Annotated in this window: 18 protein-coding genes; 13 read left to right on the plus strand and 5 right to left on the minus strand. The window is 39.4% G+C overall.

Annotated elements, in window-relative coordinates:
- The first annotated feature begins 115 nt into the window (after nucleotides 1-115).
- Nucleotides 116-730: a GTP cyclohydrolase gene (locus CLV81_RS17175; RefSeq protein WP_245912075.1), complete on the plus strand. Its 615-nt coding sequence runs from the start codon at nucleotides 116-118 to the stop codon at nucleotides 728-730.
- Between the two features lie 76 nt (nucleotides 731-806).
- On the opposite strand, the gene CLV81_RS17180 is transcribed toward CLV81_RS17175, so the two are convergent.
- Together CLV81_RS17180 and msrA are read right to left on the minus strand one after the other, a co-directional pair.
- Nucleotides 807-1,088, minus strand: coding sequence for a hypothetical protein (locus tag CLV81_RS17180; protein ID WP_106146701.1), 282 nt, complete (start codon nucleotides 1,086-1,088; stop codon nucleotides 807-809).
- Nucleotides 1,089-1,281: 193 nt separating this feature from the next.
- Complete coding sequence (gene msrA, locus CLV81_RS17185) at nucleotides 1,282-1,842, minus strand: peptide-methionine (S)-S-oxide reductase MsrA (protein WP_106146703.1); 561 nt, start codon at nucleotides 1,840-1,842, stop codon at nucleotides 1,282-1,284.
- Nucleotides 1,843-2,000: 158 nt separating this feature from the next.
- On the opposite strand from msrA, the gene CLV81_RS17190 reads away from it, so the two are divergent.
- Together CLV81_RS17190 and CLV81_RS17195 are read left to right on the plus strand one after the other, a co-directional pair.
- Complete coding sequence (locus CLV81_RS17190; protein WP_106146705.1) at nucleotides 2,001-2,663, plus strand: ABC transporter ATP-binding protein; 663 nt, start codon at nucleotides 2,001-2,003, stop codon at nucleotides 2,661-2,663.
- 10 nt (nucleotides 2,664-2,673) lie between these two features.
- Entirely contained in the window at nucleotides 2,674-3,438 is a 765-nt protein-coding gene (locus tag CLV81_RS17195) for a TIGR02757 family protein (RefSeq protein ID WP_106146707.1), read from the plus strand.
- On the opposite strand, the gene CLV81_RS17200 is transcribed toward CLV81_RS17195, so the two are convergent.
- Both CLV81_RS17200 and CLV81_RS17205 read right to left on the minus strand, forming a co-directional pair.
- Nucleotides 3,435-5,273 (minus strand): cytochrome-c peroxidase, encoded by a 1,839-nt coding sequence (locus tag CLV81_RS17200; RefSeq protein WP_106146709.1) that lies wholly within the window; start codon nucleotides 5,271-5,273, stop codon nucleotides 3,435-3,437. The genes CLV81_RS17195 and CLV81_RS17200 overlap by 4 nt on opposite strands.
- A 69-nt stretch (nucleotides 5,274-5,342) precedes the next feature.
- The gene (locus CLV81_RS17205; RefSeq protein WP_106146711.1) at nucleotides 5,343-6,887 is read right to left on the minus strand and encodes a hypothetical protein; all 1,545 of its coding nucleotides are present in this window, start codon (nucleotides 6,885-6,887) and stop codon (nucleotides 5,343-5,345) included.
- A gap of 330 nt (nucleotides 6,888-7,217) precedes the next feature.
- On the opposite strand from CLV81_RS17205, the gene CLV81_RS17210 reads away from it, so the two are divergent.
- From CLV81_RS17210 to CLV81_RS17220, 3 genes are all read left to right on the plus strand, one after another.
- A complete protein-coding gene (locus tag CLV81_RS17210; RefSeq protein WP_106146713.1) occupies nucleotides 7,218-8,036 on the plus strand; it encodes a LytTR family DNA-binding domain-containing protein in 819 nt (272 codons plus the stop codon).
- A gap of 102 nt (nucleotides 8,037-8,138) precedes the next feature.
- Nucleotides 8,139-8,732, plus strand: coding sequence for a hypothetical protein (locus tag CLV81_RS17215; RefSeq protein ID WP_106146715.1), 594 nt, complete (start codon nucleotides 8,139-8,141; stop codon nucleotides 8,730-8,732).
- 12 nt (nucleotides 8,733-8,744) lie between these two features.
- Entirely contained in the window at nucleotides 8,745-9,908 is a 1,164-nt protein-coding gene (locus CLV81_RS17220) for a serine hydrolase domain-containing protein (RefSeq protein ID WP_106146717.1), read from the plus strand.
- Between the two features lies 1 nt (nucleotide 9,909).
- Here the strand turns inward: CLV81_RS17220 and CLV81_RS17225 are convergent, their stop codons facing one another.
- On the minus strand, nucleotides 9,910-11,046 hold the full coding sequence (locus CLV81_RS17225; protein ID WP_106146719.1) for a Gfo/Idh/MocA family protein: 1,137 nt from the start codon (nucleotides 11,044-11,046) through the stop codon (nucleotides 9,910-9,912).
- A gap of 144 nt (nucleotides 11,047-11,190) precedes the next feature.
- Between CLV81_RS17225 and CLV81_RS17230 the strand changes: the two genes are divergently transcribed.
- From CLV81_RS17230 to CLV81_RS17260, 7 genes are all read left to right on the plus strand, one after another.
- Nucleotides 11,191-12,678 carry a S10 family peptidase gene (locus tag CLV81_RS17230; protein ID WP_106146721.1) on the plus strand — a complete coding sequence of 496 codons (1,488 nt, stop codon included), beginning with the start codon at nucleotides 11,191-11,193 and terminating at the stop codon, nucleotides 12,676-12,678.
- A gap of 10 nt (nucleotides 12,679-12,688) precedes the next feature.
- Entirely contained in the window at nucleotides 12,689-13,267 is a 579-nt protein-coding gene (locus CLV81_RS17235; RefSeq protein WP_106146723.1) for a hypothetical protein, read from the plus strand.
- Between the two features lie 6 nt (nucleotides 13,268-13,273).
- A complete protein-coding gene (locus CLV81_RS17240; protein ID WP_106146725.1) occupies nucleotides 13,274-13,903 on the plus strand; it encodes a chloramphenicol acetyltransferase in 630 nt (209 codons plus the stop codon).
- Nucleotides 13,904-14,028: 125 nt separating this feature from the next.
- The gene (locus tag CLV81_RS17245) at nucleotides 14,029-14,721 is read left to right on the plus strand and encodes an SGNH/GDSL hydrolase family protein (protein ID WP_106146727.1); all 693 of its coding nucleotides are present in this window, start codon (nucleotides 14,029-14,031) and stop codon (nucleotides 14,719-14,721) included.
- The gene (locus tag CLV81_RS17250; protein ID WP_106146729.1) at nucleotides 14,718-16,385 is read left to right on the plus strand and encodes a tetratricopeptide repeat protein; all 1,668 of its coding nucleotides are present in this window, start codon (nucleotides 14,718-14,720) and stop codon (nucleotides 16,383-16,385) included. Before CLV81_RS17245 ends, CLV81_RS17250 begins: the two co-directional genes overlap by 4 nt.
- 310 nt (nucleotides 16,386-16,695) lie before the next feature.
- Nucleotides 16,696-17,472 (plus strand): sterol desaturase family protein, encoded by a 777-nt coding sequence (locus CLV81_RS17255; RefSeq protein ID WP_106146731.1) that lies wholly within the window; start codon nucleotides 16,696-16,698, stop codon nucleotides 17,470-17,472.
- Between the two features lie 122 nt (nucleotides 17,473-17,594).
- Nucleotides 17,595-18,437, plus strand: a complete 843-nt coding sequence (locus tag CLV81_RS17260; RefSeq protein ID WP_158259151.1) for a phosphate/phosphite/phosphonate ABC transporter substrate-binding protein — start codon at nucleotides 17,595-17,597, stop codon at nucleotides 18,435-18,437.
- Nucleotides 18,438-18,443: the final 6 nt, after the last annotated feature.

Below are 18,443 nucleotides of genomic sequence, written 5' to 3' on the forward strand. Positions count from 1 at the left end.
GAGGTCAATTATCACTCGACCTCCTTGATTACATAAAATTTGAAAACAGATTTTAGATTACAGAAACAATTAAACAAATAAAAAAAAGTAACAAATGAAAACAATTGAAAAATTAATGAATCTACGTTTATTGGCAATTTTATTTGCCGCGTTAACCATAGCAAGTTGTAGTGATGATGACGACGCTCCCGGGGAAGAAGATGAGTTGGAAGTTATCACCAGTGTAACATTACAATTTACAAACAATGCCGATCCTATGGATGTAATAACTGCAACAGCGGTAGATCCAGATGGAGAAGGTATTGCAGAGCTACAGGTTCAAGGTGGAATCGCCCTAGCGGCTGACACGCAGTATACGTTAACTTTCATAATCCTGAACGCTTTGGATCCGGATGATGTAGAAGATATAGGTGAAGAAATCTTGGACGAAGATGACGAACACCAATTTTTCTTTAGCTTCACCGATGGTGCTTTTGACAGCCCAACGGGTACTGGTAATATTTCTCCTGCTACGGGAGCAATAAACTATAACGATCAGGATGATAATGGCAACCCGGTGGGCTTAAGTACTAATTGGACCACTGCTGCCACAGGTACAACTATGGGTACTTTTACGGCGAGATTGCAGCACCAACCGCCTGTTAATGAAACTCCTGTAAAAACATCCACTTCTACCTCTGAAGATGGTGAGCCTGATTTTAACCTAACATTTGACTTGACGATTCAATAAATCGTTTTTGACTTGGAAAAGAACAAATGTGAGGTTTGTTAGTTTTCCACTAAGGGAGTTCTCGTAAAAGGCTCCCTTATTTTTTTCCTTTAGAAAAAACATGCGTATACAACCACATTAAGGTAAAACTGGGCACAACATCCAATCCGGGCACCAGCTCTTCTACAAAAGTCACCACACCTGCAACTTGACCCATCTTACCTTTATACAATTGGGTCATAAGCCAACCCGCAAGCGGAGCCCAAATAACATCAGAAAACTCTCCTATTCCAGGTATGACAAATGAGAGCATTCCAATACCATCAAACAGTAGACCCAAAAATAGGTCTCTATATTTTGAATCTTTTTCTTTTGCCATTGCGGAAAAATAGCAAAACGGCTTGAAAGAGAAAAATACCCTATTATAAATCGGACCTGGTAGGTTTAAGAAATTGATGTAAAATCTCAATCTTCCCAAATTCGCCTAAAAGCTGGTAATCAGTTTAATTCTGTTTTGCATCTCGTATACCATTACTCGTAAAGAAAGGGAAAGCAAAATGGTTTATAATCTGTTAGGATGTTGCGTTCAATTTGCTTGAAAAATGCTGATTCAACTTTTTTATTTTAGGATTTATGATGAACTGGCAGTATGGTTGCATCTTGTTATCATTATAGTAATTTTGATGCTCAATTTCAGCTTTATAAAAAGGCTTTTCCTCCGAAACTGCCGTCACTATTGGGGAACCAAAAACTCTTTCTTTCTCTAACAAAGAAATAAAAGCTTCAGCTTCTTCTTTCTGTTGTTGACTGGTATAAAAAATTTCGCTTCTATACTGGGTACCCACATCATTACCTTGTCTATTTAAAGTTGTAGGATCATGGGTTGCAAAAAATACCTCTAAGAGTTCTGTATATGAAACCTCTGAAGCATCAAAAACTACTTTTACACCTTCAGCATGACCGGTTCTTCCAGTACAAATCTCACGATACGCTGGATTCTTAATTGAACCTCCGGTATACCCAGAAATTACCTCTTTTACTCCATTCAATCTCTGAAAAACGGCTTCCGTACACCAAAAGCACCCTCCAGCAAAAATTGCTATCGATTCTGTAGAATTATTTTGTTTATCCATATTGACGATAAAATTAAACAAACTTGTTGGTTTTACAATATCATAAAACGCCTTAGCATTCCATTATTAGTCGGCAAATATTTAAAAACCTTCTTTTCAAATTTTCAGCTTTTGGCTCTCATTCGGAATGATTACTTTCACTGCTCCAACGCATACATATGATAAAGGCAACAAATATTAAAAAGTCCTTTGGAGACCTCGATGTTCTTAAAGGAGTTGATTTATCAGTTGATAAAGGAGAAGTAGTTTCCATTGTAGGGGCTTCGGGAGCAGGTAAAACCACATTACTTCAAATTATGGGGACTTTGGATTCTCCTTCCAATTTAGAGGATAGCTCCTTGTTTATAAACAATGTAGATGTCACCCAACTCACGGATAAGGAATTGGCACGTTTCAGAAACGCACATATCGGTTTTATTTTTCAATTCCATCAACTGTTGCCAGAATTCAATGCTTTGGAGAATGTTTGCATCCCTGCTTTTATCAAAAAGACTTCAAAGCCTGAGGCCGAGAAGCGTGCAAAAGAACTTTTGGATTTTTTGGGGCTGTCAGATAGATATTCCCATAAACCCAGTGAGCTTTCTGGTGGGGAACAACAAAGGGTAGCTGTGGCAAGATCGCTCATCAATAATCCTTCTGTGATTTTTGCTGATGAACCCAGTGGAAATTTGGATTCGGAAAGTGCTGATAGACTACATCGATTGTTTTTTCAGCTAAGGGACGAGTTTGGACAAACCTTCGTATTGGTCACCCACAATTCAGAACTGGCCAATATGGCGGATAGAAAGTTGACCATGGTGGATGGTCTTATCGTTTCTTGATTTTTTATCTATGACCCAAGCCGAACTTAAAGAATTTCTTGATGAAAAGGCCGAGTTCTATGAAAACCCGGATTTTTTGAAGGATGACCCACTACAAATACCCCATAGGTTCTCTAAAAAGCAGGACATTGAAATCAGTGCTTTTATGACGGCCACTATTGCCTGGGGAAATAGAAAAAGTATAATAAACAATGCCTCTCGATTGATGGAGCTTTTGGACCAAGCGCCTCACGATTTCATTATGAACCATATTGAAAAAGATTTAGATTCGTTGCGTTCGTTTGTGCACAGAACTTTTAATAGTGAAGATTTATGCTTTTTTATTCAAGGACTGAGAAACATTTATGCTAACCATGGTGGGTTGGAATCGGTGTTTTCTGAGCATCAACAACCACAATCATTACAGAATTCCATAACGGAATTCAAGAAACTTTTTTTTGAACTGCCTCATGCCAAAAGAACAGAAAAGCATGTTTCAGACCCTAGTAAAGGTTCGGCGGCAAAGCGCATAAATATGTTTCTAAGATGGATGGTAAGAGATAGTAGAGCTGGTGTGGACTTTGGTCTATGGAAGACCATAAAACCCAGTCAATTATCCTGTCCGTTGGATGTGCATTCAGGGAATGTTGCACGAAAGTTGAAACTTATAAAGAGAAAACAAAATGATGCCAAGGCTTTGTTGGAGTTGGATAAGAAGCTAAAAAAACTGAATCCGTTGGATCCAGTTAAATACGATTTCGCCCTTTTCGGACTGGGAGTATTCGAGAAATTCTAATAAACCTTCTCTCCTACCTCTGTATCGGTTAAAGTTTTCATGAATGCAACCAATGCCTTCTCCTCTTCTTTGGTAAGTTGAAGGTTATCAAATGGAAGCGTTTGATATGGAAGATCAAAGCCCATTCCTCCTCCTCCGCCAAGATTATAGAAATTCATTACCTCTTCTAAAGTATTGTAAACACCATTGTGCATATATGGAGCGGTTAATTCCGAATTTCGCACGGTAGGTGTTTTGAACATGCCGTAAAAAACCCTTACATCAGAATTTGGAAGGGAATAAAATCCCAAGTCATCATCCAATTTCTCGTTTTTTGCTGTTTCAGGAACTCCAATTACCTCCTTTTCATGCTCATTAAAGAAAGGCGGAACAGTTCCATTGGTCAAAGGAATAAAATGACAGGTAGCGCATAATGCTTTCCCCATGTAAAGGTTAAATCCAAGTTTTTCTTCTTCTGTGAAAGTATCCTCTTCTCCCCTAATGTTTTTATCAAATTTAGAATTAAACGCATTTAAAGTCGATACATAGGAGGAAATTGCCCTTATTATCTCTGTATTCCGTTTCGGAATCTTCCCATAGGCCTCCTTAAACAAGGAAATGTATGTGGTATCCGATAAAATCTTCGTAGAAAACTGATGTACCGAACTATCGAATTCGTCATCATTGTTAAAAACATTGGTAATCTGATCCATGAGGTTAGGCGAACGCCCATCCCAGAAAAAGGAACGCTGAAACGCTACATTGATTAAGGTCGGCGTGTTGCGCTGCAAAGGATTCCCATCCTTATCCAAATTCACTACCCTACCATCAGCCCAAGCTTTACCGGGGTTGTGGCATGTAACACATGCCATGTTTCCATTTTCGGATAGTTTTGGGTCAAAAAACAGTTTTTTTCCTAAAGCGATACGTTTCTCTGAAGGGTTCCTATTTATTGGAGGAGTAAAAAACTCCAAATTAAAAGCATCTGTTTCAAAGAAAGTAGGTGCATCAAAATTAAAGGGTTTGTTATTGACAGGTTCCCAAATATCAGCTGTTTTTCGAATCTCAACCCAGTTTCGAGTGATAGGGTTCAGGTATTCTTTTATGAAGGTAAACCTATCAAAACTTTCAAAATCAAGGTTGGAAGTTATGTACTGGTTGGCTCGGTTAATATTGGTCCCAAAGGATTTGTCCAATTCCGGGTTTTTCTCCTGAATCAATTTCTGAATACTAAGACCATAAACTTCGTGAAGACTTTCCAATGATATAACGGTCTCTTTAAGCCCTAGCAGACTAACTGGCGTATCAAAGCCAACAATACCCAAGCTAACAATTCGCATTAGTTGTTGATGGGTAGCAATGAAAAATCGTTGGGGCGTTAATTCCCTTGTGTTTACGTTGCTTTCTAAATTTCTTAAAAGTCCCTGCATTATCTCTATTTCCTTTCGATAGCGTTCCTCACTTTCTTTTCCTTCATAAATGCTCTCTTCAAGTTTTTGCAGTCCTATGGGTAGCAGAACGCGTTGGGTATCATCGGTGACAATGGGCAATGCAGGTCCGTTTGCCCTGTGGCCAATTTCAGGATTAAGGTAAGACGCATACGGTTCAGCTTTCTTAAAGGAAACGCGTATAGCTTCAAATTTTTTCTGAGTTTCCTCTCCTGTCATGGGTAAACTATCCAACCCTTGGACCTGCTCCAGTGCTTCTGTAATGTGTTTTGAATAATAATCTTGGGCAGGTTTCCAATCTACCAATCCCATATTCTTCTTTTCCAGAACCTGAGTTTTGATTTTCGGCTCTTCTTTGCAAGCCATCAACAAGAAGAAAAGGGTGGTAAACAGTAGAATTTGTTTCATTGCAGCAACTTTTTTTATAAAGAAAGACCCCCATTTTTCAATGGAGGCCTTGTATTAAAATATAAACTTCTATCTAGGTAATCCTCTTAAGATTACAATTTGACCCCCTTGATTGTCTTCGAAAGGTCTATCTCCAGGCACAAATTCTGGACGGGTTTCAAAGTCATGTCCATCAACATTCTTGAAATCATCGCTTTGCCAGTAGTGAGGCTGAAGATTCAATAAGAACGTATTTGGAACCCCTACTTTTTCCGAGATGTCCTCCAACGCGCCGTATTCTCCACTAAAACTAGTGCTTCCAGCTGGGTCTAAATCTTGTCTAACCACAAATTCCAATACAGTTTTTATGTTGTTACCACTCAAATCCGATTGATAGATGTAAGCGGCATGACCCCTTGAGAAGGAGTTAGGGTCTTCTTGAACATAAACAAAATTCTCAGTTACACAGATATTATCAGGACTTTGAAGACTGGCTAAGTTTCCATCCATATTATTGCTATCTGTATTTCCACTTATGATTTGAGTTATCTTTCCTGTGAAAGGAGAATCTGTATCTAATTCCAATCTGTATACCGTTCCCCAATCGTTGTAAGTTCCTCGGCCAGGACCTCTACCTGTAACTGCTACAAACAGATTCCTGTTGTTTGCAGAATTCCCTTTTTGGTAGTCAACATCTTCTACTCTCATAAACTGAGTAGCTTGAACCGCTACACAGGCATCTTCCATTTCACTTTTGGTCAAACTGGCCCCATCCTCGATTTTCACGAATTCAAAATCGTAGGTCTCACCAAAAACCATATTGGATTCATTGTACATAACTCCAAGTTCCGCATTTTGCGCTACGGGATTACCATCACCATCAACTGTTCCTGAGTCAACAGTTGTTAAACGTAAAACGTATACTTCTCCACCATTCAAATCTGCATCCCCATTTTCAGAATAGTATAATGTAATCTGTCCTTCGGAACCGTTTGAGTCATCATCTCCGCCTATGATTACTGTCTTACCGATGTAAGCTCCTTGCGGAAGGGGTACGGCATTTTCCCAATTGAATTCTCCCAGTGCATCCAATCCAAAATCTGCTGTGGGTGTTGGAGAAGCAATGTAAGGGTCGATTCCTTTGACATCAAAGTGATAGTTTTCAGATGCTGAAAGGAACAAGTCTGTAGAGCCTCCGTGAATATCTCTTTCCCACATAGTTCCAGAACATTGGCGGGCGAAATCAGCAACTCCAGAGTTTAGTAACCATTCCCCTTTTACTGGAGTAAGGTTTTTGTCCAATTCAATTCTGGAAACCGCATAATCGTCCTCCGAATTTACAATATAAAGGTACCCGTCGCTATTAGGGTCCTTTAAAAAACCAGCACCATCAGCCGCACCAACAAAACGATATCCGTTCTCAAGTACATCAGTAGAGCTGATTAATGAATACGCCTCAACGAAGTTGAATTGCGGTTGAATGGCTACCAGAGGTTCCAAGGCCGATTTGTTTTCAAACATAGTTCCCTCAGGTTCTCCATCGTCATCACCTCCTCCAATAAAGTCATCAATTTGATCGCAAGAGGTTGCAACGACCAAACCAGAAAGTAACAACAAATTTTTAAGTGTTCTCATTTGTTTGTAAGGTTTAGAAAGTAATTTGTTTTTATAGGATTCTTAACAAAAGTACCATGGGGGAGCCCTTCACCTTGTTAAGTGAACGTGGTGTTAAATGAAACTAAACTTCATTTTAAGGTTAACTCGTTAAGTGAATGTTATTATTTAGAGAAGGTCTCAATAAGGGGGTCGCGTTGTTTAACTTTTAAACTTGGTCACAACTTAAAAATCAATTTAAGCCTGGACTTAAACCTCTACATATCAATTTTTTAAATGCCTTTATGAAATCCAGTATTTTTATTTGAAGATTCAACATCCTATTTTAGGTACCTTTAAAGTGATATCCCGTTGGTAAAAAAACATACTTCGCCATATTATCCTGATATTCCACTTTTCTTGGTGCTTATCCCTTTTATAAGTGGCTTCAATTATTACCTGACTTATACCAATGTACAATTCAATTGGTGGTTCGTTTTTACTTATACACTGGATACCCTTACCGGATACGTAGCCTGGTTGGGAGCAAGAAAGGTTATATTGTGGTTGGACCATAAGATGCCCTATGTTGATGGATTTATCAAGCGTGTCACGATTCAATTTCTGTTGACCACCATAGTTGGCCTCTTTATTATCAGCTTTTTGACCGAGTTGTCCAGTCTAATAGTTAAAGGCAAATGGGCCCACCCCAGTTTTTATTCCCATGACCTATTCATCATTTCCATTTGGTTCTTCGTGATCAATGCCATCTATATTATGATTCATTATTATTACAAATGGCAAGGAACTGAAGAAAAGGTCAAGTCCGAAAAAGAAAAATTGAATACGGGGATTTTGGCAAAAGAGGGTAAAATGGAGGTTCGTGTACCCTTCTCCAATATTTTGGGTTTCTCCGTTGAAAAGGATTATGTAGCTGTTTTTACGAACACCGGGAAACAATACTTTTTGGATTCTACCTTGGAAAAAATTTCCAGTAAACTACCTGAAAAACTGTTTTTCCGACTAAATCGGCAATATGTCGTCAACCGAAATACCATTACCGGATTTCAAAGACGAGAAAATGGGAAGCTTAGTGTTACATTGACTGACAACCCCTCAATACCCCAAGAAATTATGGTGAGCCGTACCAAAGCCCCGACATTTAAGCGATGGTTTCGGAATCTTGATTGACAGTCCACCCTTTTTTTTACCACATTTCACCGGAAAACACATCATTTTCTTTGATTTTCAATAGGCTTCAATTTTAGCTTTGGGAATCAAATCAATCAAAAAATGAAATCAGTTATTCTATCATTGGCCAGCTTTTTCCTGGTCATAAGTACAAAGGCGCAAAGTGTTTCTACAGATAACCATAGAAACTTTCCCTTGATGGTAAGCATTGAGTTCCATTCTCTTTCGCTACCGTTCAAAAACAAAAAGTTGTTTTCCAATATTGGAATCGGTATAGGAACCGAAGTAAGCCATAGTGGAAACAGGGATTGGGTACAGCAGTTCAAGCTTTCATGGTATGGTAATAAACGTGTTGGAGGCGGTTTGTTGATTCATTCCCAAACCGTTTGGAGACCGGACTTGTTTTCTGATACATTCGGGGAAGTAAAACTGGGAGTAGGTTACCTTTTTGCCAAAAGACCCGTGGATTCGTTTAAACCTACCTCTGATGGATGGACAAACGTTGGAAAAAAAGGGAAAGGCATGTTTGTTATACCCGCAGGTATCGGCTTTGGTTACGATACTTTTGATGAAAGTCTTTACGTATCTCCTTATGCCAACTATCAGTTCATACTTGCTACTAACTACAACACAAGCGTTCCTGTAGTTCCATTCACCCTAATGGAAATAGGTTCAAGAATTCATTTTGAAGATTAAATCCCTGTCGTCATGAAAAAAACAATTTTCCTTTTCGTTTGTACTTTGATTCTTGCGCAGAACAATCAGGCACAAAAGACTTCTTCAAGCTTAAAAAAGGGGTCCATTTCAATAAATGAGAATCATCCAAAAAGTCAGAAGGTATCAAAAATACTCAAAGAACTTACTCAAAATGGTTGTCCAGGAGCCAGCATAGCAATTTTAGATAACAATGGTTGGTGGCTCCACAGTGAGGGATTAGCAAGTTTGGAGGAAAACGAACCTCTTACCGATAATCATCTTCACTATCTTCAAAGCGTCGCCAAAACCTATATGGCCGTAGCCGTTTTGAAGCTTTATGAAACCGGTAAACTTCAATTGGACAATCCCATCACACAATATTTGGATTCAAGGGTTTCCCAAATGATTCAGCGTGCAAATGAAATCACCGTTCGGATGCTTTTGAACCATACTTCTGGAATTTCTGAGTACAATTTTAATCCCAACTACACTGCTACCTTATTACAACATCCCGAAACGGTTTTTAAAGGTGAAGACTATATTGGTTATATAAAAGGGAAACCTCTCGACTTTGAACCCGGAAGCCGGTATTCCTATAGAAATTCAAACTATGTATTACTTTCATTAATTGTAGATAAAATCACAGGAGACCATAGTGACTTCATACGAAAGCAAATTTTTGAACCCCTGAATTTAAAAAACACCTACTATCAAATCTCACCCAGAAAACTAAAGAGCAAAAAGCTTCCCAATAGCTATTGGGACCGTTATAGTGACGGAGTTTTGGAAAATGTATCATTCGTACAGCAGCAAAACGTGGCTTATATGGTTGGGGATGATGGTATTGTCACTACTACCCAAGAAGCGATTCTGTTTTTAAAGGGCCTTTTGGAAGGAAAGCTTCTGCAGGAAAATACGCTAAAGGAAATGATGACTTGGGTAATGCGAGATGGAAAACCTGCATATGGATTAGGTTTGGCTTCCAACGAAATAGCTGGTGAAAGATTTTATGGACATTCTGGAGGTGGACTGGGTGCAGGTTGCGAACTTCGATATTTTCCTGATAAAAATCTTTACATGTTTATAGCCATTAATATTGGAACCGTTACAGATAGTCCATTACACGTAAAGCTAGTAGACATTAGGGAAAGGCTATATGAAACCTTATTGGAATAGCCTATCCTCCAAAGCCATAGGAAGGTTCAAAATTTAATGATTGTTTCGCACCACCATTCTTTATTGAAGCATAAATAGCAGCTATAATCATCATATCCCGTTTGCCCATTTCACCTGGAGCAAGATTAGGGGTGTCGAAAAGTATGTGTTTGGCGAAATCATCCATTTGGAGTTTCTGTTGACTCTCTTGTTCAAAATTGAGCTCTCCATTCGAAGTTCTTCCCGCTAAAGGAATATAGGTGCTAGCAGGATCAAGTTCGTACCAACCTCTTTCGCAGGAACCGAACAATCGATTTGCACGTATGTTATGTGAGGTCATCATATTACCAACCACACCGGATTCAAACTCAAATTGGGCCGTTATGGTTTCATCGGTTTCTTTGAAATATTTAGGCCGTGTACTAAATTCTTGAGCAGAAACTGAAATTGGATTCTCACCCGTACCATAAATCAGGCTTTGAATGGCATACACCCCCATGTTGACCAAAGCACCACCTCCAGATAATTTCTTATCCAATCTCCATTGATTGGGACTACCCAACGAACGATAGGCGGCTTCAGCAGTAACGTAATTGACCTTCCCGAAGGTCTTTTCCTTAACCAATCGCTTCACTTCTTGGGTATAGGGTTCGGAATGCAACCTGTAGCCCATTCCCAATTTCACACCAGCATCCTTACAGGCATCAATAATAGCATCACACTCTGCAACATTCATTGCCATGGGTTTTTCACATATTACATGCTTTCCCGCCTTTGCGGCCCTTATAGAGAAATCAGCGTGCATACTATTGGGCAATACCACATAAACAATATCTATATCTTCATTGTTCGCTATTTCATCAAAATTCCCATAGTTATAAATATTCTTTTTGGGAATACCGTAGTTGTCCGACCAAACCTGTTCTTTGGCAGGAGTCCCTGTAACAATTCCAGCGAGATAACAATGTTCCGTATCCTGAAGTGCTGGAGCAAGTTGGTATGTACTGTACCCTCCCAATCCTACAAGGGCTATCCCCAGTTTTTTCTTCTCCATCGGATTGGCCACAATACAGTTGATGGGTAACGAGGCAGCTATGGTGGCCGCTCCCACCCCTTTGGTCAGTTTAGTGTTGAATTGTCTTCTGGATAGTTTGCTCATGGTCCTTGTTTTTTGTGATGGTCTTCTAAAAATACAGCTTAAAAAAAGTGACTGATGCTGATTTCCAATTATTTATAAAAATTATAACAAAAATGGGAAGTCGATCAAAATGGTTATTTTTAGAATAAACTAATTGATCACTTAATGAGACTAAAAATTACCCTGTTTGGCTTTCTATTATCCTTTGGCATTGTTTTTTCACAAAACAGAAAATTACCAGTTGACACCACGGTCACTACGCAACATAATGTGACGGTAAACGGTACTTCTTTCAATTACACGGCAACAACTGGCACACAACCTGTCTGGGATGAAATGGGCGAACCCATTGCCTCCTTGCACTATACCTATTACACTAGGAATGGGGTGAAAAACAGAGCAGAGCGGCCACTTTTGATTTCCTTTAATGGCGGACCAGGTTCCGGTTCTGTATGGATGCATTTGGCATATACTGGTCCAAGGATTTTGAAAATTGATGATGAAGGCTATCCGGTCCAGCCCTATGGGGTAAAGCAAAATCCTTTTTCTGTTTTGGATGTTACGGATATCGTTTACGTGAATCCAGCCAATACTGGGTATTCTAGAACCATTCCAGAAATGGGCGATGACGTGGACCGCGATAAGTTCTTCGGAATAAACGCAGACATTAAATACTTGGCAGAATGGCTGAATACTTTTGTGACACGAAACAATCGTTGGCGTTCGCCTAAATATATCATTGGTGAAAGCTATGGAGGAACCCGAGTTATGGGGCTTTCACTGGCGCTACAAAACCAGCAATGGATGTATTTGAATGGGGTAATTATGGTTTCTCCAGCAGACTATAAGGTAATACGTGTGGGCGGACCCGTATCGGATGCATTGAATCTACCCTATTTTACAGCGGCTGCTTGGCATCATAAGGCACTTCCTGCCGAATTGCAGAACAAAGATTTGTTAGAAGTGCTTCCAGAAGCTGAAGATTACACTGTTAATACATTGATACCTGCCATTGCCAAAGGTGGGTTTATTCAGAGTACAGAAAGAGCAGAGGTTGCGAAAAGAATGGCATACTATACTGGCTTAAAAGAAAAGGATATTCTGGACCAGAATTTGGTGGTGCCCACCCGATTCTTCTGGAAAAATCTATTGAAGGATAAAGGGGGATACACTGTAGGTAGATTGGATAGCAGGTACCGAGGTATAGATAAGCAATTGTTCGGAGAGCGGCCAGATTATAATTCAGAAATAACATCATGGCTGCATAGTTTTACACCTGCAATTAATTACTATTTACAAGAAGAGCTGAACTTTAAAACGGATATTAAGTACAACATGTTCGGTCCCGTAAGGCCTTGGAACAATGAGGATGATAATACCCGCGATAACCTGAGACAGGCTATGGCTCAAAATCCATATCTAAATGTTTTGGTCCAGTCCGGTTACTACGATGGGGCCACCACCTATTTCAATGCTAAATATACAATGTGGCAAGTCGACCCAAGCGGTAGAATGAAAGACCGTTTCGAGTTTAAAGGATACCGCTCTGGTCATATGATGTACCTAAGGCGGGAAGACCTTAGAAAAGCCAATGATGATATTCGGGCTTTTATTTTAAGGACAACTACCGAAGGAAAGAGTGCCAAATATTAAATAATGTCTTATGAAAAAACTGTTCGTTCCAAGCCTATTTTTTTTATTGAATGTAGCTTTCGTGATTTCTCAAGAAATTCCGTCCAAAGCATGGCAGATTAAAACTGCTCTAATGGCAGTACCAGACGATTATAAAGAGGGAGCTAAAGTCTATGGATATGATGTTGAAGGGAACTTCACAACCCTCCAGGAGGGAACTAATGACTATATCGCGTTAGCAGACGACCCTAGAGATAACAAATTCTCCACGGCAGCTTATCACTTAGATTTAGAACCTTTTATGGCCCGAGGAAGAGAGTTGAAAGCCGAAGGAAAAGAATTCAAAGAGATTTTTGATATCCGAGAGAACGAGGTAAAATCCGGGAAACTAAAAATGCCGGATAAGGCAACCCTATGTGTTTTCACAGGAACGGTAAATCAAGAAACCAAAGAAATTGAGAATCCATATGTGCGCTATGTTTTTTATATTCCCTACGCTACAGGAAAATCCACGGGGTTACCCACAACTCCAACACCCCCTGGCCATGCTTGGTTGATGGACCCTGGGACCCACCGGGCGCATATTATGATAACTCCGCCAAAGAAATAGCTTATTTTGGAGAAAAAAGTTGTTTTCAACAACCTACATAGGAAAAAGCATTTTGACTTTTTCAATTCGATGAACCATCCGCATTTCAACATTACAGCTAATGTTGAGGTCACATCTTTTGTAGCCCAGATAAAGGAAAGGAAACTACCATTGACCTATAGTCTGGTCCATGTGTTATCCGAAACTGCCAATGAAATCAAAGAGTTTCGCTGGCGGATTAGGAATGAAGAGGTCATAGAACACAAAACGGTGCACCCTTCTTTTACCGTGCCTACCGATGAAGCCGATGTTTTTAGTTTTTGTACGGTTGACTTTCAAAGAGAGCTAAAGGACTTTATAAGCGAGGCGGAAAGAGTGCGTTCACAAATGAAAACGAATCCTTCCATTGAAGACGAACCTGGAAAGGATGACCTGCTTTTTATGTCAGCCATCCCTTGGGTCAGTTTTACTAGCATGCAGCATGCTATGAGTTATCATCCCCATGACTCAGTTCCTCGAATTAGCTGGGGAAAATTTTTCCAACAAGAAGGTAAAACAATGATGCCCTTATCCGTTCAAGCTCACCATGCTCTTGTGGATGGAAGACATATGGGAGCTTATTTTCAGAAAATCGAGGCCGCTCTCGTAGGTTTCTAAAAGCATTGAAGGAGTAAAACTCCTGTTTCCGAGGTTTCTTCCTATTTCTAAAGGTCTACCCCCACTTCCATCACGGGCTTTGGCAAATTAAATTCCTTACTTTTAGCGAAGAATTTCAATAGTTGATGAATAGGGTTTTGATTTTGATAGCATTCTCCTTTTTCGGTTTGTTTCCAAACAAAAGAACCAAGGCACAGGATTGGCCTAATCTTTCTCGATATCAGAAGGAAAATGAGACCTTAAAATTAGATTCAAACAACGTGAACAGGATAGTCTTCATGGGTAATTCCATTACGGAGGGTTGGTCCACGGCAAATCCTAAGTTTTTTGACAATGAATCATATATCAACAGAGGAATAGGTGGTCAAACCACACCACAAATGTTGTTGCGCTTTAGACAGGATGTTATCAGTTTAGAGCCTGCAGTGGTGCACATCTTAGCTGGAACCAACGATATTGCCGAAAACACAGGACCTATCTCATTGGAACAGATTAGGGACAACATCCTTACCATGGCACAATTGGCAAAAGCCAACGGCATTGACCCCATTGTTTGCTCTGTTTTGCCCGCTTATGATTATCCATGGAGACCTGGTAAGAACCCCAACGTTAAGATTCCGAAATTGAATGCCATGCTGGCAAAAATGGCTGAGCAAAATAATGTTACTTACCTAGATTATTTTTCTGAGATGGCGGACAGTCGGAATGGATTGCCAGAAAAGTACACGACCGATGAGGTCCATCTAACCAAGGAAGGTTATGAGGTTATGGAAAATGTGTTCCAAAAAGCAATAAAAGAAGTATTGAAGAAGCAATGAAATGGGGCGCTCACATCTTTCTTTTCTTTTTTGGACTTGGGATGCTAAATGCACAACTTCAAACGACCATCGATAGCCTTGAGCTTCGACTTCAAAATACTCCAAAAAGTTCTGAAGAATATGTGGACCTATTGAATGATTTAGGGTATCAATTCTGGGTACGAGATTCGAAAACTTCAGCAAAGTATGGCGAAGAGGCTTTAGAGATTGCCCAAAATCTTAAGTATACCTCAGGTATAGCTAGGGCACAAAGAATATTGGGTGTTTCCTATTGGACATTTGGAGAACCAAAAAAGGCATTAGAAAGCTTAAAGGAATCCCAAGAACTGTACGAATCGGTTTCGGATAGTGTTGGAGCGGCCAATGCATTAATGAATTCCGGAATGGTTTATGCGGATATCGGAGAATTTGATACTGCACTAAGAATCTATGAGCAATCCATTGAAAAGTTTAGGCAATTGGATTTGAAGCGTCGCATAGCGACCACTTTTACAAAAATCGGTTCTGTTTTAATACAACAGAATAAACTCGAAGAAGCTAAAGGCTATTTAACAAATGCTCTTAACATGCATTCAGATGATGGATATGAGTATGGTGTCTCAGAAGCTCACAACCGTTTGGGAATCCTTTCGCTAATGCAAAATGAGCTGGAATTGGGAGAATATCATATCCGAAAGTCTATGGAGATTGTGATTACCCTGAATGACGAGGACGGGGAATTGAGCAATCTTATACAAATTGGAAAACTATATCGGTTACAAAACAAGTATGAGCTAGCGAACTCCCATTTATTGGCTGCTTTGGAAACATCGAAGCGAAAAGGCCTTAAAAAATATCAATTGCGTGCTTTGAAGGAGTTGAAGTTGCTTAAACGTCAAGAAGGAAAGCTTCAAGAGTCCTTGGAGTATTATGATGGGTTTATACAATTGAAGGATTCCATTATCAATAATGAGAAAGCGAAACAAATTGCCGCGATGGAATTCAACAATGAATTGGGGGAAAAAGAAGCTGAAATCGAACTTCTGAAAGAGACCAAGAAAACTAGAAATATCATCAATCTAAGCTTGTCTATTGGCCTACTGCTTTTATCATGCATAGCTATCCTTATGCTGAGACATCAAAAACAACGGGAAAAAAGAGAGATAGAGCTCTTAAGGTCAAATGAAAAACTAACGCAGACCGAATTGGAAAATGCCCAATTACGACAACGAGAGTTGGAACAAGAATTAGAATTCAAAAACAAGGAACTGACCTCTTACACTCTAAATTTTACCCAGAAAAACGAGCTTTTTGGTGAACTCTTGGAAACAATAGAATCACTGCAATCCGCCACACCTTCACAACAATCCAAAATACTGAACGAACTTCGAAAAAAGATTAAAAGCCATACCAATCTAGACCGTGATTGGGAGGATTTTAAGCGGTATTTTGAAGAAGTACACAAAGGATTTTATAGCACTCTTAAAGAGAAACATCCGGACTTAAGTTCCAACGATTTAAAAATTTGCTCTTTGGCCCGGTTGAACCTGAGCATTAAAGAGACCGCCAGCGTGATGGGTATCTCTCCTGAAAGTGCCAAAACGGCACGCTATCGACTGCGAAAAAAACTAGATTTACCGCCCGAAACCGAATTACTGGATTATCTGCTGGAACTGGAGCAGTAAAGACTCATTTTCTTTTCTTAAAATTCATTATACATAAAATATTGAATATCAATATTTTAAATTTTTGTGTTCCCCCATTGTACCCCAATTATTAACGCACCTTAAAATTTGTCTACCCATTATCGGTATAAGGTTCACTTCAGGTAGCCCAGGAATTCTTTAACTGGTACAGCGGCATTCATAGTTTTGCCAAAAAAAAAGATGAAAAACAATTTAATCAAGCAAATGGAAGAACGTGTTTCGATTAAAGTCTACCATTCAAGACACAAATCAAACCTAAGAATGAAGTTGAACAAAAAACTCTTTTAACATGGAAAATATACTTTCAAATCTACCAACTCCACTGGAGTTGGTTTTAGACCCAACCTCTTACATAGTGTATGGAATATATATAGTTCTCATAGCATGGGAAGCTTTTTTTCCTGCTCGAAAACTCCCCAAAATTAAATTTTGGAGACTGAAAGGATTTATAGCCTTTACGCTTTTTTTCTTTTTGTCATCCTACTTACCTCTGATTTGGGATACCTATTTAGTGGAATATCAACTATTCGATTTGACATTGTTGGGTACTGCTTGGGGCGCAGTAGTTGGTGTTCTGTTGTATGAATTTGGTGTTTATGTATGGCATAGAAGCATGCACAAAAGTGACAGGCTCTGGAAAGTCTTTCATCAAATGCACCATAGTGCTGAACGGATAGATAGCTATGGCGCTTTTTATTTCAGCCCCATGGACATGATTGGCTTTACCTTCTTGGGAAGTCTCTGTTTGGTTGTTATTGCAGGTTTTACAGCGGAAGCAACAACTTGGATTATTTTGATTACTACGTTCTTGGCCATATTCCAGCATAGCAATATCAAAACCCCTGTTTGGATAGGATATCTTATTCAGCGTCCCGAAGCCCATGCCATTCATCATGCGAAGGGTATACACGCTTACAACTATTCGGACATCTCATTTTTCGATATTGTTTTTGGTACATTCAAAAATCCCAAAGGCTATGACCATGAAGCTGGATTCTATCATGGAGCATCCGAAAAGGTTGGGGAGATGCTCTTGTTCAAGGATATCTCAAAAAGCGAAAGTTAGCAAGGAAAACAATGAAAAAGAGGTTTCATTTTTGGAGTAAGGTATTATCCTTGTCATTCCTATGGCTTTTTTCATTTTCTGGGTGTATCAGTAAAATTGATAAGAATAGCAAACCGTTGGTCATGGCAACATATACCTATTCTACCAACAATCGAATTGCCAATTTGGAACCTCTTTCAAAAGCCTTGGAACAGCACCTCAACAGACCTATTAAAGTTGAAAGCTATCCAGACGTACCTTCCTTTATACAAGGCATTAAATCCAACCAAGTGGATATTGGGTTTATAAACACCTTAGGGTATTTGTTGTTGTCTTTGGACAATGAGAATATGGAACCCATAGCAACTCTGGAGGTGAAAGAGAATGCAAAGGACAATTACAAAACGGTTCTTTTGGGAAATTCCAAAAAGGTGGGTAATGTTGATTCGCTAAAAAGTGATTCAGAAAAAGTAGCTATAGAATTTGTCGCCCCTGGTTCAACCTCTGGCAACCTTATTCCCAGGTTATTTCTTAGTTCTATCGGTATCCAATTTCCTGAGCAACAATTTGAAAAAGTGAGCTATGCAGGTAATCATAAAGCAGCGATAGAGAGGCTAATTCAGGGTAAAACCGATATCTGTGCAGTCGGAAGCAATGAATACCACAGACAATTGCAAATTGATTCCAGCTTATCCCAATCAACTTCCATTCTTTGGATGTCTGAAGAAATCCCATTAGGTCCAGTTCTCTTGAATAAAAGAATTACGGATTCGGAAAAGAAGAGCCTGATTGGATTCTTATCGACCTTACATAAGACAAATCCAGAAGCATTGAAAGCAGTCAAAGATGGATGGTCCGAAGCAAAGCAGGCAGAGAAGTTTTTACCCATTTCAGACCACTACTATGACAATTTTAGAAAGGTCAATGGAAACAGCTCCAACCTACCTGAAATTCTGAATTTTTTCTTGGACAATCTCTTTAGATAGATAGTT

It is taken from the genome of Flagellimonas meridianipacifica, assembly GCF_003001695.1.
Taxonomy (GTDB): Bacteria; Bacteroidota; Bacteroidia; order Flavobacteriales; family Flavobacteriaceae; genus Flagellimonas; species Flagellimonas meridianipacifica.